Raw genomic sequence first — 23,356 nt, 5'->3', positions numbered from 1 at the left:
ACTGCTTTGTTTACAATATAAAATGAAAGCGATTTCGATTCGGAAGAACTTTAGTCACTCTAATCTCCAGGCACACTACCTGCAAGGTAGAATTCAGAAAAAGGGATGATGAGAATGGTTATTTCTAGGGTTGAAAGAATCGCGTTTTCCAGATGGCTGTTAGGATTTTTAGTTGTGCTCTGCTTAACTTTTTACTTGCCTGCCAACGTTCAGGCCACTGAGGCGGTAGAAAATATTCCCGTGCCTAATTCCGGATTTGAAGATCCTGCCTCCGGCGCAAGTATTCCTGGATGGGGGTTGTTTCCGGGTACGCCAACGGGCTCTATATCGGTAAGCCAGGAAGAACAGAACAGCGGATTGTCCAGTCTCCTGATTAATGACACCAGCAGTACAAACCCCGTTGCTGTGATCACCCCTGCTATAACTATAGAAGAGGACGGCCTGTATGAAGCGAAAGCTAACGTTAAATTGATAACCGGGGGAGGTGTCATTCTATACATCAAATTCTATGATTCATCAGGAATTGAAAGAGGGCAATCTACCGTTTCTTATACTAGTCCGCTGAATACATGGAAGCCCATAAAAGTAGAGGGAATTGCACCAGCTAAAGCGGCTACGGCGAAAATCTTGTTGTATTCCGGTGCGGCTACGCTCAGTAAAGCTTATTTTGACGACATTTCCTTCACGAAGAAAGTGAATGACACGCTGACGTTGCCGTTCACGTATGGCACACCTGTTAATCTGGGTAAAGCGACTCTTTCGGGAACAACTTTGGGGGGAGCGATAGGGAACGGGGAGTTATACTTCGTGGCCAATGGTGCCCCGGGGACGTTTTATGCGGTAGATGCGGTTACCGGACACGTCAACTTCTCCGAACAAGTTCCCGGTACAACAGAAACCTGGGCGGTAACGGTCGGGTCGGATAACAAAGTCTACTTTTCCGCTACAGCCAATCAAAGCTTTTGGCAATATGACCCTATTCTTCAAAAGATCACGCTGATCGGGAATAATCCTTCTAATAATTTCGTATGGGATCTAGATGCAAGTTCAGATGGGCTCATCTATGGTTCCACCTACCCAAACTCTAAAGTATTTTCATACAATATTGCGAATGGCAGGTTTATAGATCTGGGCAGCATGCACGATAAGGAGCAATATGCTCGGGGAGCCGGGGTTACGGAACAGTACTTGTATGTCGGAATCGGCTCAAAAAAACACTTAATACGTATGGACAGAACTACGGGGGAAAAGATAGAGATCCCCATGCCGTTCACCGGTACTGACGATTTTGTACACAATATTTCTCCCTTCAATGGACTTCTATACATTACCCACGGTACCTCGCTTGCCGTCGCGGACGGTCAGACATATGAGGTGATTAAGAAAGTGCCGAATACTTCGCTTGAGGCATTCGACGGCAAAATATCACCTCCGTCACCTTATGATTCCAAACTGCTATATTACCATAATAAATATTCACACACGTTATGGACTTATAATGTCGAAACCAATTCCGTGCAGGCTGTTGCTCCAGAGATCAAGCTGCCTGAAATCGGAACGAAAGCGATGAATTGGATCACGTTGCCTGACGGCAGCCAAGTATTAGCAGCTTTATACGAGAATGGACAATATACCCTCTATAATCCGACAGACGATTCTTTAATAACCCGCCAAGTCCCTGTGGTAAAAGACGGTGTCAATATCCAAAGTCTCGCAGCAGGACCCGATGGAAAGCTGTATCTGGGCGGTTTCATAGATGGACTGAGTATATTTGATCAAACCAATCAGAAATACGATATGCAGATGTCTAATTCTGATTCTCCGCATCAAATAGAGGAGATCGGTTTCTTGAACGGAAAAGCCTATTTTGGCGCTTACTCTGGAGCACGGATTTACCGTTACGATGCAAGCCAGCCTTATATCTATGGGGCATTGCCAACGAATAACCCAGGTCTCGTAAATACGATTCCGGAAGGGCAAGATCGCCCATATGCGATGGCTTCCGGCGATAATAAGTTATTCATCGGTACTATACCAGGCTACGGGAGTCTGGGTGGTAGCTTAACCATCTATGATGAAACTGCGAATACATGGACGTCGACTCGTAATGTCGTTCAAGATCAAAGTATCATTGCACTTGCATATAAAAACGGGGTTGTCTATGGAGGCACGTCTATTGAAGGAGGACTCGGCTCAAAAGCGACGGCAACGTCAGCCAAACTATTCAAATGGGATGTAGCGACAGAAACCAAACTGGATGAGTTTGTACCTGCAATTCCAGGCTTGACGTCTCCAAGATTGCTAGGCGGACTGTCTTTTGGTCCCGATGGACTGTTATGGGGCGGTGCCTGGGGAAGTGACGGGCAAGGAGGGCAGATTTATGCGATTTATGCTTTAGACCCTGATACTAATGAGGTTATGAAAAGCAAGCTTTTTTACCCGAATGCGAGCGGTGGCAGCCCTTGGCGGGCCTTTTATTTACGCTGGGGGCAAGATGGCTTGCTGTATACGAACATTGCCCGTTATGTTACGGTAATCGATCCTATCTCCATGAAATCACGTAAGCTTGTGGAGACACAAACGAACCTCGTGGACTTAGGTGTGGACGGAAGCATCTACTATGCGTCTGGGCCAAACTTATACAAACTGCCAGTTCCGCTGGCCCAAGCTTCTATAACGATGGCGAGAGTTACGCTGGAACAGGGGCAAAGTGAGCCAGTTATCAGTTCCGGCGTTTTAGCCAATGGACTGCCTGCCGTCATGGCTGGAGGAATAGTTACTTTTACCAGCAGCGACCCGACCGTCGTGTCTGCTGTGTATGGTCAGGTCAAAGCACTAAAGGCGGGGACAGCAAATGTATACGCTGATATCACCTTAGGTGGCAAGACCGTTAGAACGAACACAATCGGAATTACTGTTTACCAGGGCACTTCGCTTACTCTTGATACCGTATCGGAGGCCACCTACAGCGATACCACGAATTTGAGAGCGACACTGACGAATCTTCAAGGGCATCCGCTCGAAGATCATTCCGTGCAGTTCTCGGTCGGCGGAGAAGTAATAGGTAATGCTTCAACGAATGCCGAAGGCGTTGCAGTATTGTCCTATTTAGTAAGTCAAGATGTGCCGGATAATGCTGAAGAGGCTGTTTATGATGTGCAAGCTGTCTTCCAACGGGATGATAATACTTTTACCGGAGAGAGTGAAGGGAAAGGAAGCCTAACTGTCAAACGTGAAGCAGCATCAGTTGCATATACAGGTCCTGCAGCCGTTTCGGAAGGGAATTTTAATCTGTCAGCACATGTATCACAGGATGATGAAGAGTTAGGATCTATAGCCGGGCTGCCCATTCAATTTACGATCTCGAAGATGAATCCGGATGGAACGCTAGAGGCATACGACACACCGGTGCTTCAGACCGTATACGAGACAGATGTCTCAGGCAATATTGCAACGAATGTACAACTTCCAGCGGGATTATATCAGGTGAAGACGGAGCTGTTGACGAATAGCAGATATGGGAAAGCGGAGTCAGTCTCTACACTTGCCGTTTATAGCCCAGGTGATAATAGGGTGGAATTTGGGGGATGGTTCACTATTGCCGAAGGCAATGCCGAGTTGGGCAGTGTTGCAAAGAAAGTGCATATTGAAGCCGATTGGGATCTGGATGTTGAATCATCTCAACGCATAGTGAAGATTCATGTAGAACCAAAGGGATTAAATCTGGAGCTGGATCAGGTTCAATGGTTGGTTACAGCATCCAATAGCGTTTTTCTACAGGGTCAGGCTAAGGACGAAAGCGGAGTACCCTACACGATCAGGCTGATGATCGGCCAACAACAGAAAGTCGTTTCACTTCAGATATGGCAGGGCTCGAATACCCAAGGTACTCCTTTCTATGAGGCACTAGGGCAGAAGTGGTTTGGCAGCCGATGATTCCATAGATACAACAAAATACCGACGCCCCATCCGTCAAGGATGGGGTGTTAGCATTCATGCTCGTTATTTAAAGGGAGAGCTTCAGCTGTCGGCAAACGGTCTCAAAATCGTCGAGACGTGCCCAATAAAGCTTAAGAATATGCCGCATGATTTCCAGCTCGCGGAAAGTAATATTCATATCGCTGTAAAAACTGAAGGTTAGGATGATATCACGGTACATAAAAAATCGGGAAGGTCTCGTCAACTTTTCTTCCCCGACCCATTCTGCCGCCGTTTTCACACTAGGAATGCTTAAGGTGTTTTTGCGAATGTGCAGCTGTGCTTGCTTTGAGACGAGAAAATTCAGGAGGGTTCGGGCTGCTTCTTTGTGCTTGCTAGATGTACTGACCGCAAGACCAATGATTAAGAGCTGCGTCTTCGCTTCCAAAGAATAGGGTAGCGGAGCGATGTCATACGAGAAGTCAGCTTTACGCAAATGGTTCAGGCTGAAATAGCTGGTGACAATCATCGAAGCTTTTTGCTGCAGGAAAAAACGTTCTGCATCCGAGTCATTCTCCGACATATAAACGGTGTCCGGGTTCATTCCTTCAAACAGTCCAAGGCTGATTTGCAGGGCCTGACGGAAATTGTCGTTGGTCACAATCAGCTTCCCCAGCAGATCCCGTTCAAAAACGACCTTATTTTGCAGCAAAAAAAGCGGCCATCGATTGATGGATTGCAGATGAAACAATATGCCGATCCGGTCATGCTTTTGTGTTAAAGCTAGAGCTGCCTGTTGAACATCGCTCCATTTCCAGCTGCTATCCGGCTCAGGCCATGCAGCTTCCCTGAAATGCTCCCGGTTATAACATAAGACGATTGGCGAAAAAATAAACGGCTGCACATACAATTGATTGTCTTGAGTGAACGGTCCCGATAGGAAGGGATAAGTGCTGCTCTTGCGTTCCAGTGGCTCCAAAATGTCGGAGACTTGTGTGGCTTCAGAAAGTGATTCGTAGCTTTGCATATTTAAAGTGATCAAGTCCAAAGCGTCTCTCTCTATGGCTGCTTTCGCGTCCTCAGAAAAGTACGAATGCGATAGAGGTATCATCTGGACAGCAATATGCGGAAACTGGCCCTCGAACATTCCCACCAGTTGCAATAAATCTGCTTCGAGGGTGAGGGTTGGGTAATAACCAAATCTCAAGATGATCTTTTCGTTACGGCCTGTCCCGATAACGCGTGTACCGATTCGCGGCACTTTTTCGATCATTTCCAGGTCAAGCAGTTGTTCCAACCCTTTGCGAACCGAGTTTTTACTAAGTTGAAACTTCTCCGTCAGCACTAGTTCGGAAGGCAGGAAGTCACCGGGCTTTAATACTCCTGTCATGATGTCAGTTTGCAAGGCTGAAACCATCTCTGCAAGCCTAGTTCGAAAGGTTGTTCGTTTAGGCTTAGCGGCCATTAATGTTGAACCTCCATGAAAAACGCTGGTATTTTTGTATTGGTATCTAACTGGGTTACATTATAGTATAAATGGAAGGTAATTGCCATCTGGACAAGTGTGATAAATGTGATATTTCTGTATATTGACTACTATTTCTTGAAATAGTCTGCTAGTTCCAACCCTGTTCGGGGCCTATAATAAATTCAAGTCATCAAAACAAATAGCGAACATCATACAATAGGAGGGTGTTGGTCAGATGAAAAAATTAGTCGTATTAGGACTCACTGCTATGATAGCGCTTACGGCATGCGCTTCTGGCGAGAAAACAGCAAATGAAACAGCAACTGCATCGCCTGATGGGGCGGGAAGTCCAAAATCGGCGAAGTTATCCTTGAACTGGTCAGTAGCTAACGTGTTTCTTGCGAATGTGACCTTACCTTCAGCGGACAAAGATTTCGTTAAAAAAGCTATTGAAGAAAAATTTAATGTAGATTTGAAAATTGACTATATGGCGATAGGCAAAGAGTACCACGACAAACTGAATGCTTCCTTGGCCGGGGGCAGCGTACCGGATCTGTTTATCGCTGCAGGTGCGGAGTCCCAAAAATATATTTCGGACGGAATCACAACAAATCTAAGTACCTTTTTCACCCCGGAGACCATGCCTAACTACTACAAATGGGTGAGCAAGGAGGAGGTGGACGCTTTTCAACCCAAGCAAGGAGAATTCACCCGTGCCATCATGCCTTTCCAACGTAATGCTTATGCATCTTGGTATATCCGCCAGGACTGGCTGGATAAGCTGGGTCTAAAACCACCTGCCAATTACGCCGAACTAACCGATGTCCTCACGAAGTTCACTAAAGGAGACCCGGACGGCAATGGGAAGCAGGATACTTATGGTTTCACTGCTGCAGGAAGCGGACAAAGCTTGCCGCTAGACTTCCCTCAATGGCTGAATAACGGCTTTGTTGCTGATTTCATGATTGCTGACAATACATTTGTAGATAACCGTTCTGATCTTAAGGTTCAGGGTGTTATCGATCAAGTGGTGGAATGGAACAAGGCAGGAATCGTAGATCCGGACTGGTTCCTCAACAAAAGTCCTGCACACGTTGATAAAGCCGCCCAAGGTAAAGTAGGGATGATCTTCTCAACAGGCGACAAAACCATGGCATTGGATAGTGTACCGACCAGTTTGCAAAACCGGACGAAGGCGCTTAATCCAGAAGCAAACTGGCAGCCGATTTATCCGCTGGATCAACCAGTAATGTGGAAGAATAACGTACCTGAAAACACAATTCTGGTAAGCAAAACGACGGCAGATAAATCACCGGACAAAGTAAAGCGCTCTTTGGAGATTCTTGATTGGCTGACTAGTGAGGAAGGTTTCCTGTTGACTCACTATGGTCAGGAAGGGAAACATTATACCAAATCCGGCAACAAGGTTACCCTCAATGTGGAGGCTTTCGATACGGATATTGCCAAAGCCGGCAATTGGTTGAATGTATATGGCGTGTTTACCCCGGATGAACCAAGGGTTCTGGGTCTAGAGTTTAATGATCCCCGCATTTCGGAGCATGACTACGCCATATTGAAGACGATTGAAGATTATCCTAAGCACAATGCTCTGCCTCCAGTAAGCTTGATTCCTCCTGCCGGCATCAACATCGGGGATTTCCGTAAAGAAATGAACAAATTTCATATCAAAGCCGTACTCGAAGATGAGAGCGGTAAGAACTGGCCGCAATATCGTGAAGAGTTAATGACCAAGTTCAAGGGTAGAGAGATTTTTACGGAATATACGAGTCAATTGAACGCGTCTCTAAAAGATAAGAAGCTTAACGATTTTAAATAGGAACTCAAGCTGGCGAAGGAAGCCTGGAACTATCAAGGGTTTCCTTCTGCCTTCCACCAAAGATTGAGCTAGGAGGTGATGGAGATGGCGGCGGAACCCATAGCTGCGCGGGAAAAGAAATCGATTGATTCACGCCCTTGGAGGCAGGGGAAACTAAGCTCCGTTTACCGCAGCAGATGGTTTTATCTCATGATGGTACCGGGACTAATCTATTATATTCTGTTTCACTATGTACCCATGGCCGGAACCTTGATTGCTTTTCAAAATTACAACTTAATGAAGGGGATCTGGGGAAGTTCCTGGGTTGGCTTTGATAATTTCCGTATCATTTTCGATAATCCTGAATTCTTGCAAATTATGAGAAACACGCTGATAATCAGTATTTACAAAATTATAGGGAACATGGTTCCCGATGTTATACTCGCACTTATGTTAAACGAAGTGAGAGTTCGTTGGTTCAAAAAAACGGTCCAAACCATCACCTACGGACCTTATTTTTTGTCCTGGGTTATTGTATATGGATTAGCCTTTTCTTTTCTCGCTCCAGGCTCCGGATTAATAAGTACGTTTGTACGTGATATGGGCTGGGGACAAATTGATCTAATGGCAGACAAGAATTTCTTTAGGCCGATGCTGGTGCTTACAGAAATATGGAAAAATACAGGATTCGGAGCAATCATTTATTTGGCAGCTCTGGCATCCATTAATCAGGAACTATATGAAGCTGCCGTCGTAGACGGAGCCGGACGATGGCGCCAGCTCTGGCATATTACTTTGCCCGGCCTCAGAGATGTATTCGTTCTCCTGCTGATTATTCGGATCGGCGGCATATTGGATGCAGGCTTCGATCAAGTGTTCATCTTCTTGAATGCTCGGGTGTATGACGTAGGAGACATCGTGGATACATGGGTTTACCGCTACGGCTTTGAACGCCTGGAGTTTGGTGTTGCTGCAGCAATGGGGGTTTTCAAATCTTTGGTTGGACTCATTTTGGTTATCGGCGCAAACAAGCTGGCCAAGAAAGTAGGAGGTTCTGGTATATGGTAGGCTGCCTGCGTGTAAAGGAGGGTGTATCGGATGTTCGTACTTAAGAAGTCCAAGGGAGATAAGATTGCTGACGGGGCGATTTACACGTTTCTGGCTTTGTTTGCCCTACTCACGTTGTTTCCTCTATACTACGTCGTAATTGTCTCAGTAACTCCTTATATGGAGGTCATGAAGAATGGCGGATTCATCATTTGGCCTGAGCATTTTACCTTCCAAGCCTATAAAGAAATATTCAGCAGCGCGCGTATTCCCCAGGCTCTAAAAATAACGGTATTCATCACTGTTGTGGGTACGGTATTGAATATGGCCGTCACAACGCTGCTGGCGTATCCTCTTTCTAAAAAGGCGGTGCCGGGTCGGAATTTTATCCTTATGGGGCTTGTTTTTACTATGATTTTTAGCGGCGGTATTATTCCTCTTTATATTCTGGTGCGAAGTCTCGGTTTATACGATACAGTGTGGGCGCTTGTGATTCCAGGCATGGTATCTACCTTTAACCTGTTAATCGTCAAAACGTATTTTGAGAACCTTCCACCGGAAATAGAGGAGGCAGCAAAGGTGGATGGCTGCGGTGATGTCACTACGTTGTTTCGCATAGTCCTTCCACTATCGGCGCCTATTATGGCAACCATAGGTTTATTCTATGGAGTTACGCATTGGAATGAATACTTCAAAGGGATATTCTATCTTTCAGATAAGACGCTTATGCCGATGCAGGTCGTGCTCAGAAGCATGATTCAAACACCGAATGTGAGTACGGAGCTGTCAGTGAATTCGTTGGCTCTGGATACACTGCCTCCGGAAACCATTAAAATGGCTGTAGTGGTTGTGGCGACTCTACCGCTTCTGGTCATTTATCCGTTTCTGCAAAAATATTTTATCAAAGGCGCCTTGTTAGGTTCGGTTAAGGGGTAATGATCATGCTATAATATTGGCTAAAAGCCACAGCCCTCGGTTCTCGGGGGCTTTGCTGTACCCTTTCTCTCCAATAAGGTCGGCATCGGATAAGGGAGCGGTCTTGTATGATTCGTCTACGCACAAGGGGACGCTTCACCTCCAGCGTCAGTACCAAGCTTTTCATTCTAACCTTTCTCTCAGTTATTATATTGTTTCTGGTCATCGCTTTTTTTGGATATCAACGACTGTCAGAGCCGATCAGGCAGAACAACAATAAAGTGCTTCAAGGCTCTGTCGTACAGGTTGAAGATTTTATTAAAACCTTGATGAACTCTTTGCAGAGTCAGCTCATTTTCCTCTCCACTCCGGTTCTCTACAATACAATGAATGAAGACGACTATTCGCAGCTGATTGATAACATCATGATCTACCATCAGGAACAGATCCATAGTATTTATTTAATCGAAAATGACAAAGTACACATCAGCTCTCCCTATGGTTATAAATTTTTCGTTCCCCCGGAGCGGATCAAGGAGATTAAAGCTCAGACTGGGAAAACGGGCCTTTGGTGGAGTCCACCGCATCCTGTCAACGAACGCTCCGTGATTACAGTTGCCAAGCAAATTGATAAGAACCGAGTCATTGCGTTGGACTTAAATTTAAGTGCACTAACGGGGCCGCGGATTATACAAGACGAGCAGCGCCGTATTTATCTATACACGCATTCTGGAGAATTCTTATCGACGAATACGTATCTCGAATATCCGAAAACCTATCAGAATCATTTGGAAATGAAAGAGGCTTTGCGTTCGCTAACCCTAACGAGCGTGTCCTCCTATAACACGGTTCATACTTCTTTTGGTAACTATACCGTACTTAGCAGTAATCAGAATCGCTGGGACTGGGTCATCTTCTCCGTGATAGAAGAGTCCCAAGCCTTTCCTTTATTAGATTCTCTTAAACACCAGTTGGAATTTGTGCTTTTAATTGCCATCCTATTAGCGGTAATCGTATCCGTTTGGATTACGAACTACATCCGCAAGCCGGTGACGGCCATTACACGTCAGTTCAAGGCGGCTGCACGGGGGGATCTGGAAGCCCGGATCAAGCTGAAGCGTAACGATGAGTTTACGCATATTGGTGACGGCTTTAACCGTATGATGGGCAATATACAATCGTTATTTGACGATTTGCGGGAAGCGGAAGAGAAGAAGCGGCATCATGAGCTAAAAGTGCTCCAATCCCAAATTCATCCCCACTTCTTAAACAACACGCTTAATGCCATATATTGCTTGGGGGAAACCGGGCAAACGCAAGAAATGGCTGAGATGATCCGCTCACTCATGGGGCTGCTGCAATACTCGACAGACAAGGTTGGAGATATTGTGACGGTCGGGGATGAACTGCAGCAATTGGAAAGATATGTTCAGATTATGAACCTCAGGTATGGCAATGTGTTCGAGATGGACATTGCAGTGCCGGAGATCATTTGGGGTACACCGATTCCAAAGCTGACACTAATTACATTAGTAGAGAACAGTATCTTTTACGGCCTGAATCAAGATGGGGTAAATCACATCATTGTGACTGGGAAATATGAAAGTGCAGATCTTGTGATTCTTGAGGTTTCCGATACAGGACCGGGCATTGAATTAGAGAGGCTTGCATCGCTGATGGAGAAACCGAAAACATCTAATCCTTCCAAAGGTCTGAACAATCTTGGACTCCGCAATGTGCAGGAACGGCTTCGTATGACATTTGGTTTTCGGTATGGTTTGAATTTTCATGTAGAACCGGATGAAGGCCTTATGGTTACCATTCATCTCCCTGCTAGAGAAAATGGAGAATAGAGGGCTATTGCAGAAGGAGGGTGCAGCATGCTGAAGCTTCTCATGGTGGATGATGAGCAGTGGGTTCGTGAACGATTTTCAGAACGAATTCCTTGGTCTGATGCAGGGTTTAAGTTTCTTGGAGCAGCTTCGGGTGCAGAAGAAGCCATCCGGATGATAGAGCGGGATATGCCCCATCTGCTGCTGACGGATATAACTATGCCGAAGATGAACGGGCTCGAACTAGCCGGTTATGTGCGAAAAAGATGGCCTCGAATTCGAATCGTTATCTTGACAGCCTATGGGGAGTTCGAATTCGCGCAGCAAGCCATTCGGCTCGGTGTGAACAATTATTTGATCAAGTTGGCCCAGACACCCGAACAGATTCTGGAGGCTTGCAGCAAGGTAGCCGAAGAAATTGAGCAGGAGATGGATGTTCATCAGAAGCTTGAGATGCGGAATAAGCTCGAATGGGAAAAAGATTGGACGAATAAGCGTCAGTGGATGGATCGTCTGATGAATGACGATGGAGCCAGCTATGTCCGGACGATGCCTGAGGAATGGTTCGAAGGAATATCGAAAGCCCGTTATTTAGCGAGTTTGACCCTTGGGTGGAGCATGCCTGTGGATGACGAGGAGACTGAACACCATTCTGAAGTAGAACATGCACAGCTTCAAAGTCAATTAGGTGAAGCGCTGGAAATGAGATTGGACCAGCGCTCGATCGGTAAAGACAACCGGTTGATCATGCTGCCGATCCGTCAAAACCGTTTATGTCTGCTGATCGGTTCCAGACAACCGCTCGAAGGCTTTCAGTTGAACCAGATGGCGTTGACCGTTCTTGAGGCTTTAAAGCTATTTGAGCCTGTCAGGGGATTTATTCAGGTTGGGAAGGTAAGGGAACTAAGCAAACAGTCTTTGTCTATAAGACAGATTGCTGACGTTATGCGAGAAGGACTGGATGAGCTGTCTGCGTATTTCTATAATGCCAGTTCGCCCATTGTAGGCAAACAGGCTGCAGCATTCAAGCGACTTGATGCGGAGCTGTCTCGGGACTGGATAGGTAGCATAGTCAAGGCGCTGCAGAGAGAGGATGCCAGTCTGTTCCTCGAGGCGGTCTCTGTGATGATCAAGCTCTCCAACCCTGCGATTCATCCAGCTGATCTACTGCGGTTAACCAAGCAGATCTTCCATCCAGGTTTGTTGAAGCTGCCAACATCAGTCACTCCGCGTTTAGCCCGGATCGACAGGTTGGAGACATGGACAGATTACTGTGCATGGTGGGAAGGAACGATACATGTCATTCAGGAATGGCTGGATAGCAACATTCAGCCGCTAGCCACTGTGCGCAAGGAAATTCAATTAATGTGCCGTTATATACGTGAGCACTATCAAGAGGATGTGCAGGTAGGAGAGCTAGCTGAGCTTGTTCACATGCATCCTTCCTATGCAGGTCAGCTGTTTAAGCAAGAGGTTGGAGAGAACGTATCGGATTATTTGAATCGGGTACGGATGGAAAAGGCGAGCGAGTTGCTCGAGCGAACGACGATGAAAATTTATGAAGTATCCGGGGCTATCGGCATATCCGACTATCGCTATTTTTGCAAATTGTTCAAGAGTTACACCGGGTTTACACCCACGCAATATAAAAGCAAACAGATATAACGGTCATTACTCAGCCGCTGATCAGGAGTGGGGGCGTGATTTACGAGAATAGATATAAGTTCTTGTCCTTTGCTCGGGACAAGAACTTATATATTTTCCGATAAGATGACATGAACCCCAATTGAAGAGGTTAAGGCGAGGTTACGCTGAAGTAAACAAACGGAAAATTGACAGAGAAGTCTTTTCCAGGTTACAATCAATTCGATAGTTATCAAAATGTAAAATTATTATTCGGTTCTGAAAACAAATCAGGAGGTCAACTTGGAAATGAGAATATTGGTGTATGGCGCGGGAGTTCTGGGCAGTTACCTAGCCCATGTGTTGGTTCGGGGCGGCAATGACGTGACCCTGCTGGCTAGAGGGCGGCGGCTTGCGGAATTGCAGAAGGACCGGCTTGTGATCCGGCATTATTTTCAGATGCGGACTACGGTAGATAAGGTGAAGGTAATCCCGGAGCTGCGGGCGGAGGATGTGTACGACCTTATTTTCGTGGTGATGAAATATTCCGATTTCCAGGCGGTACTGCCAACACTGGCCGTGAATCAGAGCAAACATGTGGTGATCGTGGGGAACAATGCGAGTCCCGGCGAGATGTTTGATTACCTGCAGATGAACAGTCCGGCCGAGAAAAAAGTAGCCTTCGGGTTCCAAGCCAGCGCTGGATGGAGAGAGGACGGACGAATGATCTGTATTCGCGGTCCTAAGGGACAGATGACCATTGGGGGGCTGGGCGAGGAACTGTCCTGGCGTCCGGTGATCGACCGGGCTTTTGTGAATGCTAAATATACAGTGACTTATCACTCCGATATGGAGGAGTGGCTGAACAGTCATATGGTGTTGATCCTGCCCTTGAATCTCATCTCTCCTGCTACCGGCGGTAATCTGCGCCAAGCTGCAGGCAGCAAGAAGATGCTAAATCTGGTGGTTAATGCATTGGATGAAGCGCATCGGGTATTGGAGACCCTTGGTTATACAGTGGTACCTGCCGTTCAGAACCAACTCACCCGCGAAAAGCGGAAGCTATTCTATGTGGGGCTAAAAATAATCACGGGAACTCCGCTTGGCCGAATTCTGCTCAGCGATAAAGCGGTGTCCGAGGCGGAGATGGTGTTGCTGCATCAAGCCTTTAATAGGTTGAAAGAGCGGGCGGGCATTCCGACTCCGAACTGGGATCAGCTTGTAAGTAATGCCCCGCAGTGGCAGGGTTGAGCGCAATCCGGCCGGTCGGCTCCAAATTGACACCAACTCCTCGATAAGCTAGAATTATTTGATGTTTATTGAATAATACGTTGGTTTGATGGGGGTTGCTGTGTTGTGGATAGCAAAAAAATGGCAAAGGTCTTCAAAGCCCTGTCGAATGAGAATCGCTTGGAATTATATTTGAAAATCGCGGAGTCCCACGAAGCCAGCTTTGAAGCGGGCGGCGGACTGTGTGTGGCCGATATCGTCTCCTGCCTGAATATTGGCGCACCGACAGTGTCGCATCATATCAAGGAACTGGTGAATGCAGAACTGATAACCACCGAGAAGAAGGGCAAGTTCCTCATCTGCAAGGTGAATGAAGAAGTGGTCACGGAGATTTGTGAACTGCTGGCTTTGGGGTAGAGGAACAATAATATTAATTATTATTGTGTGATATTTCGATGGTTTATAAAGTGTAGAAGTCTTGAAGCAGTGGCCTTTGCTCAGAGTCAAGAAGAAATGTCCGGGAATCCTGTATTCGGAGTTCCCGGACATCGTTTATTAATTCCAGGTGGGAAAATTTATTTTTAATATTCCTTTACAGGAATATTCCTGATGTGGTATATTGATTTTAGCAAGGAAATACTAATCCCAGCACTAAACGCAGGACGCGCGCTTTTGCAGCAAAGAATGGATGGATAAGCATGAATGCTAAAGTCATGAGTGCCTTGGCAGAGCCTAACCGTCTGCAGATTGTTGAGCTTTTGCGCGAACACCCGCTCACCGTAGGGGAAATCGCCGAACGGCTGCAGCTGCGTCAGCCTCAAGCCTCCAAACATTTGCGTGTATTAAGTGAGGCTGGCATCGTGGAAGCTCAGGTGGACGCCAATCGCCGGATCTACAGGTTACGGCCGGAGCCTTTTCAGGAGCTGGACGATTGGCTGATGAGCTACCGCGACATCTGGGAGGAGCGGTTCGACCGCCTGGATGACTATTTGCAGAAACTGCAGGGCAAGGAAACAGGAAAAGAGCAGCAAGACTGAGCTGGAAATGATTGTTTACGTAAGACCGTGGCAGGACTTTTGTGACCAACACATGATTCGAGGAGGATGTAATAATGACGAATCAAATAGTATCCAAGGTAGAGGGTAAGGTGCTTGTACTGGAGCGTGAATTCAATGCCCCTCGTGAGTTGGTGTTCCAGGCGTTCACGCAGGCGGAGCATCTGAAGCATTGGTGGGGGCCGAGAGGCTGGACGCTTCCGGTATGTCACTTGGATTTCCGCGTAGGCGGAGTTTGGCATTATTGCATGAAGTGCGAGGACAAGAATCAGGGCGAATACTATGGCATGGAATCATGGGGCAAGGCTGTGTACCGTGAAATCGCCGAACCTGAGAAGATCGTGTATGTGGATTATTTCTCTGATGCAGAAGGCAATGTGGCGGAAAATATGCCGGAAACGCTCGTTACACTGACCTTTATCGATACAGATGGCGGAACAAAGGTCATTAACCGCGGGGAATATGCATCGGTTGAAGGACTGCAGCAGGTACTGGATATGGGCATGATGGAGGGCATTACGGATACCTGGAACAGACTGGATGAGCATTTGGAGTCCATCGGGCAGAAGGGTTAAAGGTTAGAACGCCTGGCGAAAACGTTAAGCTATAGACAGTAAGGAACGGAGAAAAAGGTCATTCCTCTTTAGAGGGAATGATCTTTTTCTGTTATGATGTGCCAGATCTGACCAGCATGTTGACGGAGTCGTCATTGCAGTGAATTCAAATGAGGCTTTTGTGAGTGATCACGGGAGCCTTATTTTTGTGAAAATCTAATATATCCCATGCGAATATCGCATAAATAGCAATATCCTGCATTGGACGATGTACACTTGAATTGAATATTCAATGTGGGAGGGAGATAGGAAGATGAGTATCTTGGAAGACTTATATTACGGGAACTTACGTCCCAATGAATCGATGAAATCTTGTGATCCTAGAGCTAAGGAGATAAATAAAAAATTAAGTGATGCCATGCAAATATATCAAACGAGCTTATCAAAAGATGATTTTGAACAACTTGAAGAAATGTTGGATTGGGTCGGAGAGTTGAATTCAATGCATACAGCGGCAGCTTTTGTAGAGGGATATCGAATCGGGGCTTTGATGATGATTGATGTTATAAAACACAAGGATTTCTGAGCTCACTATCCAGATTCTACATAAGAAGGCGTATCCCTATCGCTAGTAGTTGCTATTTTGGACTTTCCCTCCGAAATCAGCGATCCCCCAAGCGCCAGTCCCGTTCCCAGCACCGTCACCCAGGTAATCCTCTCCTGTAGAATCAAGGCCGACGCCCCCACGGTAATGACTGGCACCAGATAAATATACACGCTTGTTTTGACCGCACCCAGTAGGCCGACAGCCCGGTTCCAGGTTACAAAACACAAAGCAGAAGCGCCCAGGCCAAGAAATAGCAGGTTGGATAGATTCACCATATTCGTGAGTCGTGTAAAGTCAAGGTTGAATTCGAACAGGAACAAGGCAGGGGTCATGAATAACAGTCCATAAAAGAACACTTTACGGGTCGCCCCGATGGTGGAATAGTTCCGCTGGCTGATTGTGCGCATCAGTACGGAATAGACCGCCCAGACTGCAGGAGCCAGGAAGGCCAGCAAATCGCCAAGCGGATTGAGTCTTAGGATCAAACTGCCATTCAGCCCTATAAGGATAATCCCGGTGAGGGCAACCCCGAATCCGGCGATGAATCGTGTATGCAGCTTCTCCCCCTTCAAAAAGAAGTGCGCCAGTACCGCCGTCAAAAAGGGACCAATCGATACAATTACGCCTACGCTTGCGGCATGTGTATAGACCAGTGCGATATTTTCAATGAGAAAATATAAGGTAACTCCGCATAACCCGGCCGCCATAAACAGCAGTTCTTCTCTAAAAGATGCCGTCCGCAGAGGGCGCGGATAGAGCATGAACAAAACCACGTATCCGATCAGGAAGCGGAAGAACAGAATCTCCACGGGCGTAAAGTCGATGAGCAGGATTTTGGTGGAGATAAAAGTCGTACCCCAGATGAGAATCGTAAGTAAAGCCAATAAATGTCCTGTAGTGACCTTGCGCTGTTCCGTCATGATACACTGCCCGGGATCGGCTTGTTTCCTGCTTCATGGTTGAAGATACGTCTGTACTGCTTGGGCGTTAAGCCGATTAGTTTTTTGAAAAAATTCGTAAAATGGCTCTGGTCGCTGAATCCGGTCAACGCAGCAACTTCGATGGGGAGCTGCCCTTGCTCAAGCAGGCGTTTAGCCTGGCTGATCCGAAGGGTCTCCAGATAGCGGTAGGGCGAGATTCCTTTTTGGCGGGTGAATACGCGCAGCAGATGATATTTGCTTATCCCGGTTAGCTCACTTAACTGGTTCAGTGTGATGCTTTCCGTATAATGCGATTCTATGTAATCACAGATCAGTTTGATTTCGGTAGAAAGCTCCTGGATGGGAGCGGGTGGTTCCGTATTTGAATATTCCCGTAACAGTTGCTCCAGCAGGAATAACAGCAGTTCTTCTTTGTGGAAATCGGACTCGCCTTCAAGGATCATCTGATGCAGCTCGTGTAAGGGCAGGGCTAACTCACTCTGATATAGAACATGCGGGGTGAACCGGGGAAGATCGGCTTGCCCCGTAATCTCCCGCACCAGCTTCTGCATAATTTCCGGCTGGATGTTAATGCAGCGGTAGTCCAGCGTTCTCCCGTCGATCTGTTCACAGGCATGGGGGTCCTGAGGATTGAAGATGGTTACATCCCCGCTGTTCAGTAAATACTCTTCGTTGTTGCACACGAGCATACGCTTGCCTTGTTCAATAAAGCCAATGACGTAGTAGTCATGGAAATGATTAGGAAACTTCTGCATAATGCCTTCAAATTGATACGCCTCAAGCTGCAAGTCTGTATCATAGACCACGGTCCGAACTTCACGAGTCACTGTCTGCACCTCTTTTTCGTTAATGTATAGTCATTATAATATGAAAATTCGGAACATTCTTGGACGATGTTGCGCGCAGAGGCAGTTCTAACGCGAGCTTCCGTTTCTATGGTAAAATAATGCAGACCATACCCCTTAGAAATGGAGAAATGTGACAAAATGAAGAAATGGCTGACAGCAGTAGGATTGATCGTTATCTGTGCAGGAATCTTCGTATTTTATAATAAACTCTATTATCCGCCGCTTCCGATGGGGAATATCAGCAAAAAAGAAGTGGTCGAAAAGGTGAAAACATCTACGATGCAGATCACAAAGTTAACTAGTGCTAACCGGAATGAGTGGTATATTACAAGTAAAGCAGATATGAGAGTAGTGGGTGAAAGGATCAAAGATCTGGTCGGCACGAAGGGGTGGGTGTTCACCCAAAAAGACGGTAATGGACTCTTCTTCGAAAAACAAGGAGAGCGCTTGGTGGTATCAACCCAGATGTGGACTTCAGCTTATGTGCTCATTCAAATTCCAAAGGAGGTTAACTCTAAATGAACTTGGACAAAATTTATCTCATTAGAGATATTCCAGGGTATACACCGCAAATTAGCCGTTTGTTATCCATGATGAATTATTGCAAGATATACCACGCTCGATACCGTCAAAGATCTGAATGTGGATCAATTGGATTTGTTCGGTGAAAATAAAGTTTTAGACTGATCAATTAAAAGAAGCAGCGGCGGACCAAGACTTGATAAATAAAGTCTTAGACTGCCGCTGTTGTCGTTCAACTAACGTTTCCCGTTAACTTAATGACTTAAGATGCTTTTTAAAAAATGATTTAACAACCTCCATCGTTTGCGGCTGTGTGAAGCCAATGTGTCCTGCACCCTTAACTTTATACATTTCCGCGTAGTTTCCAGCCCTGCGCAAGGCCTTAAACATTTCGACGCTCTGCTCATAGGGGACAACGTCATCTGCATCGCCATGCATGATTAGAGTGGGTGGTGCAGAGGGGTGAATGTAACGGATAGGGCTTGCGCTTCTAGCCTTTTCTTTATTCTCCTGGATAGCTCCCCCTACTAATTTAGACTCTGGCGAATGTGGAGAATCGTGGTCAAATACAGAAGGGTACTGGCTCATAGAAAGTAGATCAGTTGGGCCAAACCAATCAACAACGGCTTGAATATTAACCTGATCGTCTAAGCTTCCCATCGCCTCAAGCCCAGCCAGTAAGGCTAAATGGGCACCAGATGAGTCCCCCCATATACCTACTCTTTTCGGATCGATATTAAATTGGAACGCATGGGTTCTTAAATAACGTATAGCAGATTTTACATCTTCAAGCTGCGCGGGGAATATGTCTTGTGAGCTTAGGCGATATTGAATGCTTGCGACGACGTAACCGTCCTTGGCAAATTCCGATAATTGCGGGATAAACTGAAACGTATCCTGCTCACTCCAGCCCCATCCGCAACCTTGTAAATAAATAATCAGTGGATAAACCTCTTTATTGCCGTCACGGTTAAATAATGCATCCATTGGATCACGGTAAACCAGTAGATTTAGTTTTAAAGAATACTCCTCTTTTTCTAAATAAACAATATTAGGAATTAGTTGAACATATGAGTTCCTATCGGATTCCCAGTGTAGCTCTTTAATCTCTTCCTCAAAGTTTTGTCCCATCTTTAACACTCCTTATCGTTTTTTCGGGAGGGTCAATTTGTTGTAATGAAATTTGTTACAACCAGTGGAAAAAATTATGCTTCTCCTAAGAAGAAGCATGTTTTTTTTGCTTGATAAGCCCTGTAATTTCTTCTAATGACACATCGCGAAGGATCTCTTCCATTGCATGTTGTGCCTTTAGCAGGAAGAGCCCAAGAATCTCATTAATATTCGAGCCCACCCAGCAATTTGGATTAGGATTTTCATGAGTATGAAAGAGACCATCATCAGGGACAACATCGACAGCAATAAAAATATCGTATAATGATATGTCTGCTGGCTCTTTTAGTAAGGACGCGCCACCTGTCCCGCGTTTCACCTTAATTAATCCAGCTCTTTTCAATAAGCTGCTGATCTGACGAATAATGACCGGATTAATGTTCACGCTATCTGCTATTTGTTCTGATGTAAGCAGGTCAGTACGAACATTAATAAGTGTCAGCATATGTACAGCAACGCTAAATTTGCTACTGATTCTCATTTACACCCTCCCGTTGTAATGATTTTACTTACAACTATAGGTGGTTGTCAATATCTTAACTGTGTTTGAGTTAATCTTCCTCTATGGTTGAGGGCTGAAAACTTCGCCAGAAAACAGAAACAGCGGTATCCACTGCCGCCGTTTTATTGAGCTAACGTTCCCAGTTAGCGTAACAATTTAGGTCATGTAGCCTGTATAACTAGCAGATCACCGATCACTTATTAACTCTTTGATTTTTCAATCGCTCTTTTCGCAGAATTTGCCAGTTCACCAGGTTTAACTTTGTTGCCTAATACAATCGCGTCTCCTTGATGCTGATAACCTTTGTAGGTGACTTTGTTCGTCGGTGTAATTCCATAACCAATATCATCATTCCAATAGCAACTGATAAACTTCTTATTTCGAACAGCATTAGACCATCCTTTGATATCTTCAATAGCATCATTTGTATAAGGAGATTTCAATTCATTTACAATGTTAATATCCACTGCTCCGCCAAATTTTTTTGAGGATCCTGTTGGAACCATAAACAAGTCATCGTTTTTGCTTAAATAGATACCTGTGTTTTTTTAAAAAGCTTCAAAAATTTTATCGAATTCATTGTCCTTTCACTATTGCATCTTACAGCTATTATTTCTCGATTTTCAGTTTAATCCCTTCTGATATAACCTGCTTTTCTGCCCGTTACTTCCCCAGTCCGTATTCCGAGCGGTGTTCATAAACGAACAATTACTTTACTGAAGGTCTTTCGCGAAGTAATGCATTACCTTTTTAAGATTTTGTTCTCTTCCTCTAGCTCTCTTAAACGTTTTTGCATTTCACGCATTTGATGTCCCTCTGTTTTAAATGCCTGGTCAGCTATGACGTCTGATTGTTCATTAAACTTCTTAACCAAAGAAAACCGACAACCGCTCTCAAATAAAGAGAGCGATGTCGGCTTTAAACTTAACGGTTAAACTCCTTGTTGAGTAATTTATTGTGAGCCTCTATGGCGTCCGGTCCTACCGAGTTGATGGCCGTTACCAAAATATGCTTCCCACCTAGAGGTCCGAAGGCTCTTGTCTCAAATCCGAAAGTACCGCCGGCATGCCCCCAATAGGATTGCCCGTCCGGCGTTCTCCCTTCAAAAATCCCTAGTCCGACTTTACCCAAAGGTGAATCTACTGTTGTGAGCATCTGGTCCATCATCTCTTGATTTAGTAGCTTTCCACCTAAAAGCGCACTGAAGAAGGTGGTCAAATCTTTGACGTTTGACACCATATCTCCGGCTGCATTTGCCCAGGATTGATTCATTTCAGTCAAATCATACAAATGGCCCGATCTGTCCATATTGTATCCTGTGGCATGCTTCCCCGGAATATGAGAACTATTCTCCATGACGAATGTCTCCGTCAGCCCGAGCGGTTCGATGAACCGCTTCCTGATCTGTTCCGCATACGTATCCCCGGTTACCTTCTGAATAATTTTGCCGGCGAGTATCGTATTGACGTTGGAATAGTTCCAATCCTTCCCTGGTGCATATACAGGCGGTTTTGCAAGGGCCAAGCCGATAAGATCGTCGACGGAATAGTAACGGAATGGATTGTGAGGCAAGATAATGTCTCGCATATCTGGATCCGTATAGCTCGCAAGCCCGCTTGTATGGTTCAATAATTGACGAATCTTAATGTTGTTGCCGTCATACCCGTTCCCCTTTATGACCCCTGGCAGCCATTTTTCGACCGAATCATCCAGACTCAATTGTTTCTCCTCAGCCAATTGTAATATAACGGAAGCAGTGAACGTCTTCGTGATGCTTCCAATACGGAATGAAAAATCCGGCTCCACTGAGTGTGGAACTTCGTAGCTAGCTGTGCCTGTAGCATAGGACCAGCGTTCACCATCCTGTAGTCCTCCGGCTATAACACTAGGGACTCTTTTGTTCGTTATCACCTCATCCATGACGCGTTTGACGTCTTCCCGATGCTTGATTTTCTTTTCCTTCTCGTTGAGTTCTTTTTTGGGTTCTTTTGTGAATTCCGACTCTATAATATTGTCGATATGTCTAGCCGCATCTCCCAGTACATTAATATTGATCGAGATGACATGTTGACCGTCTTCCGTTCCGCCCGCAAAGTTGGTAAATCCTGGAATACCGCCGCCATGTCCCCATACAGTGGTGCCGTCAGGTAGCTTTGTTTGATGTATGCCAAGTCCATACTGTCCTAATGGGGAATCATTTGTGCTAGTCAACATCTCCTTCTTCATCTCTGGCGTCAACAGCTTTCCGCCCAATAAGGCGCGGAAAAACGTCGTCATGTCTTCCCCTGTCGAGATCATCTCCCCGCCGGAATTAGCAAACGATGGGTTAAACATTGTAAAATCTACTAATTTATTTCCTGTGTCCAAGTAGCCGCGGGCATTTTTTTTCGGAATATCCATCGAATTGCCGGGGAGGAAGGTTTCTTTCAGCTGAAGCGGTTCAATAATTCGTTTCTTAATCTGCTCCGCATAGGTTTCCCCGGTAGCTTTCTGGATAATGAGACCCATAATCGTGTAATTTGTGTTCGAGTATGCCCACCCCGTTACCGGCTTTTGCTCCAAACCCATGGCGACTAACTGCTCAGCTGTATAATTCCCACCTGGATTCGTCAGTAATTTCGTTCTAAGTTCTGGCGTCAAGTAGTCTGGAAGTCCGCTTGTTTGATTCAACAATTGACGAATCTTAACTTTATTGCCGTCGTGCCCATTGCCCTGTACGAGCCCTGGCAGCCACTTCTCCACCGTATCATCAAGGGACAGTTTCTTCTCGCCTGCAAGCTGCAAGGCAACCGCAGCGACAAACGTCTTCGTTGTACTTCCGATCCGGAAAGCAGAGTCGGCATCCACCTTATGATTTCTTTCAATATTCCCTTCTCCGGAAGCATAGGACCAGCTTGCATCTCCTTTCTTAACGGTTACGATAACGCCTGGAATATTGTCGCTATTAGCAGCTTTATCAATCGTTTGATAGATTGCCGTGTGACCCGCTGCGTGTAGTGTTCCATAAGCAGGGAATACCGGTGTAACCGCCAATATAGCTGTTAACGTAAGTGCAACTCCTCTTTGCATGGTAAATAATTTCATAATGCATCGCTCCTATTATTTTGGAATGGTGTGTTGGTTCACTCCTTCACATTACCCCCGAAGTTGTTAAATCGGACATTGATGAAACCGCCAAACTTTTGATGACATCGTGCTTGGACCTGTCACATCTACCGTATGACAAATTGTCAATGTCTCATATGACGTTCTTGCTACAGCCAAGTTCTAACCGTTCCCCCCTCTCTCGCTTGACGAATCAGGAGGTA

Annotated in this window: 19 protein-coding genes; 12 read left to right on the top strand and 7 right to left on the bottom strand. The window is 45.8% G+C overall.

The features are described from left to right. Positions 1-108 precede the first annotated feature (108 nt). Complete coding sequence (locus IEY53_RS24460) at positions 109-3,936, top strand: NHL repeat-containing protein (protein WP_189029679.1); 3,828 nt, start codon at positions 109-111, stop codon at positions 3,934-3,936. Positions 3,937-4,006: 70 nt separating this feature from the next. On the opposite strand, the gene IEY53_RS24455 is transcribed toward IEY53_RS24460, so the two are convergent. Next, a complete protein-coding gene (locus IEY53_RS24455; RefSeq protein WP_268240818.1) occupies positions 4,007-5,335 on the bottom strand; it encodes an extracellular solute-binding protein in 1,329 nt (442 codons plus the stop codon). Between the two features lie 286 nt (positions 5,336-5,621). Here IEY53_RS24455 and IEY53_RS24450 point away from each other — a divergent pair, with 286 nt between their 5' ends. From IEY53_RS24450 to IEY53_RS24405, 10 genes are all read left to right on the top strand, one after another. Beyond that, on the top strand, positions 5,622-7,223 hold the full coding sequence (locus tag IEY53_RS24450; RefSeq protein ID WP_189029676.1) for a type 2 periplasmic-binding domain-containing protein: 1,602 nt from the start codon (positions 5,622-5,624) through the stop codon (positions 7,221-7,223). Between the two features lie 237 nt (positions 7,224-7,460). After that, on the top strand, positions 7,461-8,270 hold the full coding sequence (locus IEY53_RS24445) for an ABC transporter permease (protein ID WP_229696324.1): 810 nt from the start codon (positions 7,461-7,463) through the stop codon (positions 8,268-8,270). A gap of 30 nt (positions 8,271-8,300) precedes the next feature. Further along, positions 8,301-9,185: a carbohydrate ABC transporter permease gene (locus IEY53_RS24440; RefSeq protein ID WP_189029672.1), complete on the top strand. Its 885-nt coding sequence runs from the start codon at positions 8,301-8,303 to the stop codon at positions 9,183-9,185. A gap of 107 nt (positions 9,186-9,292) precedes the next feature. Then, on the top strand, positions 9,293-11,017 hold the full coding sequence (locus tag IEY53_RS24435; protein ID WP_189029670.1) for a sensor histidine kinase: 1,725 nt from the start codon (positions 9,293-9,295) through the stop codon (positions 11,015-11,017). A gap of 27 nt (positions 11,018-11,044) precedes the next feature. Then, positions 11,045-12,661: a response regulator gene (locus IEY53_RS24430; RefSeq protein WP_189029668.1), complete on the top strand. Its 1,617-nt coding sequence runs from the start codon at positions 11,045-11,047 to the stop codon at positions 12,659-12,661. 267 nt (positions 12,662-12,928) lie between these two features. Further along, positions 12,929-13,870 carry a ketopantoate reductase family protein gene (locus tag IEY53_RS24425; protein ID WP_189029666.1) on the top strand — a complete coding sequence of 314 codons (942 nt, stop codon included), beginning with the start codon at positions 12,929-12,931 and terminating at the stop codon, positions 13,868-13,870. 105 nt (positions 13,871-13,975) lie between these two features. Next, on the top strand, positions 13,976-14,266 hold the full coding sequence (locus IEY53_RS24420) for an ArsR/SmtB family transcription factor (protein ID WP_189029664.1): 291 nt from the start codon (positions 13,976-13,978) through the stop codon (positions 14,264-14,266). A gap of 281 nt (positions 14,267-14,547) precedes the next feature. Continuing rightward, a complete protein-coding gene (locus IEY53_RS24415) occupies positions 14,548-14,886 on the top strand; it encodes an ArsR/SmtB family transcription factor (RefSeq protein ID WP_189029662.1) in 339 nt (112 codons plus the stop codon). 74 nt (positions 14,887-14,960) lie between these two features. Beyond that, positions 14,961-15,479: an SRPBCC domain-containing protein gene (locus IEY53_RS24410; protein ID WP_373293921.1), complete on the top strand. Its 519-nt coding sequence runs from the start codon at positions 14,961-14,963 to the stop codon at positions 15,477-15,479. Positions 15,480-15,771: 292 nt separating this feature from the next. Beyond that, positions 15,772-16,044, top strand: a complete 273-nt coding sequence (locus IEY53_RS24405; protein WP_189029660.1) for a DUF6809 family protein — start codon at positions 15,772-15,774, stop codon at positions 16,042-16,044. Between the two features lie 5 nt (positions 16,045-16,049). Here IEY53_RS24405 and IEY53_RS24400 read toward each other — a convergent pair whose 3' ends face one another. Both IEY53_RS24400 and IEY53_RS24395 read right to left on the bottom strand, forming a co-directional pair. Continuing rightward, positions 16,050-16,985 carry a DMT family transporter gene (locus tag IEY53_RS24400; RefSeq protein WP_189029658.1) on the bottom strand — a complete coding sequence of 312 codons (936 nt, stop codon included), beginning with the start codon at positions 16,983-16,985 and terminating at the stop codon, positions 16,050-16,052. Continuing rightward, a complete protein-coding gene (locus IEY53_RS24395) occupies positions 16,982-17,833 on the bottom strand; it encodes an AraC family ligand binding domain-containing protein (RefSeq protein ID WP_189029656.1) in 852 nt (283 codons plus the stop codon). The genes IEY53_RS24400 and IEY53_RS24395 overlap by 4 nt, the downstream gene beginning before the upstream one ends. A gap of 159 nt (positions 17,834-17,992) precedes the next feature. Between IEY53_RS24395 and IEY53_RS24390 the strand changes: the two genes are divergently transcribed. Beyond that, entirely contained in the window at positions 17,993-18,376 is a 384-nt protein-coding gene (locus IEY53_RS24390) for a hypothetical protein (protein ID WP_189029654.1), read from the top strand. Positions 18,377-18,625: 249 nt separating this feature from the next. Here IEY53_RS24390 and IEY53_RS24385 read toward each other — a convergent pair whose 3' ends face one another. The 4 genes from IEY53_RS24385 to IEY53_RS24370 all read right to left on the bottom strand — a co-directional run bounded on the left by IEY53_RS24385 (position 18,626) and on the right by IEY53_RS24370 (position 23,132). Further along, positions 18,626-19,507: an alpha/beta hydrolase gene (locus IEY53_RS24385; RefSeq protein ID WP_189029652.1), complete on the bottom strand. Its 882-nt coding sequence runs from the start codon at positions 19,505-19,507 to the stop codon at positions 18,626-18,628. A gap of 85 nt (positions 19,508-19,592) precedes the next feature. Then, positions 19,593-20,027 carry an Rrf2 family transcriptional regulator gene (locus tag IEY53_RS24380; RefSeq protein ID WP_189029651.1) on the bottom strand — a complete coding sequence of 145 codons (435 nt, stop codon included), beginning with the start codon at positions 20,025-20,027 and terminating at the stop codon, positions 19,593-19,595. Positions 20,028-20,248: 221 nt separating this feature from the next. After that, positions 20,249-20,554: a hypothetical protein gene (locus tag IEY53_RS24375; protein WP_189029650.1), complete on the bottom strand. Its 306-nt coding sequence runs from the start codon at positions 20,552-20,554 to the stop codon at positions 20,249-20,251. 418 nt (positions 20,555-20,972) lie between these two features. Next, a complete protein-coding gene (locus IEY53_RS24370; RefSeq protein WP_189029649.1) occupies positions 20,973-23,132 on the bottom strand; it encodes a serine hydrolase domain-containing protein in 2,160 nt (719 codons plus the stop codon). Positions 23,133-23,356 lie beyond the last annotated feature (224 nt).

This window comes from Paenibacillus albidus (genome assembly GCF_014644435.1).
Classification (GTDB): domain Bacteria; phylum Bacillota; class Bacilli; order Paenibacillales; family Paenibacillaceae; genus Paenibacillus_AQ; species Paenibacillus_AQ albidus.
This window is presented reverse-complemented; position numbering and strand designations above follow the sequence as displayed.

Bases quoted from the DNA above. Each gene is read 5' to 3' on its own strand.
- IEY53_RS24415 (WP_189029662.1), top strand. From the start codon at position 14,548: ATGAATGCTAAAGTCATGAGTGCCTTGGCAGAGCCTAACCGTCTGCAG.
- IEY53_RS24375 (WP_189029650.1), bottom strand. From the start codon at position 20,554: ATGGTTCCAACAGGATCCTCAAAAAAATTTGGCGGAGCAGTGGATATT.
- IEY53_RS24410 (WP_373293921.1), top strand. From the start codon at position 14,961: ATGACGAATCAAATAGTATCCAAGGTAGAGGGTAAGGTGCTTGTACTG.
- IEY53_RS24405 (WP_189029660.1), top strand. From the start codon at position 15,772: ATGAGTATCTTGGAAGACTTATATTACGGGAACTTACGTCCCAATGAA.
- IEY53_RS24430 (WP_189029668.1), top strand. From the start codon at position 11,045: ATGCTGAAGCTTCTCATGGTGGATGATGAGCAGTGGGTTCGTGAACGA.
- IEY53_RS24450 (WP_189029676.1), top strand. From the start codon at position 5,622: ATGAAAAAATTAGTCGTATTAGGACTCACTGCTATGATAGCGCTTACG.
- IEY53_RS24390 (WP_189029654.1), top strand. From the start codon at position 17,993: ATGAAGAAATGGCTGACAGCAGTAGGATTGATCGTTATCTGTGCAGGA.
- IEY53_RS24385 (WP_189029652.1), bottom strand. From the start codon at position 19,507: ATGGGACAAAACTTTGAGGAAGAGATTAAAGAGCTACACTGGGAATCC.
- IEY53_RS24400 (WP_189029658.1), bottom strand. From the start codon at position 16,985: ATGACGGAACAGCGCAAGGTCACTACAGGACATTTATTGGCTTTACTT.
- IEY53_RS24440 (WP_189029672.1), top strand. From the start codon at position 8,301: ATGTTCGTACTTAAGAAGTCCAAGGGAGATAAGATTGCTGACGGGGCG.
- IEY53_RS24370 (WP_189029649.1), bottom strand. From the start codon at position 23,132: ATGAAATTATTTACCATGCAAAGAGGAGTTGCACTTACGTTAACAGCT.
- IEY53_RS24380 (WP_189029651.1), bottom strand. From the start codon at position 20,027: ATGAGAATCAGTAGCAAATTTAGCGTTGCTGTACATATGCTGACACTT.
- IEY53_RS24425 (WP_189029666.1), top strand. From the start codon at position 12,929: ATGAGAATATTGGTGTATGGCGCGGGAGTTCTGGGCAGTTACCTAGCC.
- IEY53_RS24460 (WP_189029679.1), top strand. From the start codon at position 109: ATGAGAATGGTTATTTCTAGGGTTGAAAGAATCGCGTTTTCCAGATGG.
- IEY53_RS24445 (WP_229696324.1), top strand. From the start codon at position 7,461: ATGGCCGGAACCTTGATTGCTTTTCAAAATTACAACTTAATGAAGGGG.
- IEY53_RS24455 (WP_268240818.1), bottom strand. From the start codon at position 5,335: ATGGTTTCAGCCTTGCAAACTGACATCATGACAGGAGTATTAAAGCCC.
- IEY53_RS24435 (WP_189029670.1), top strand. From the start codon at position 9,293: ATGATTCGTCTACGCACAAGGGGACGCTTCACCTCCAGCGTCAGTACC.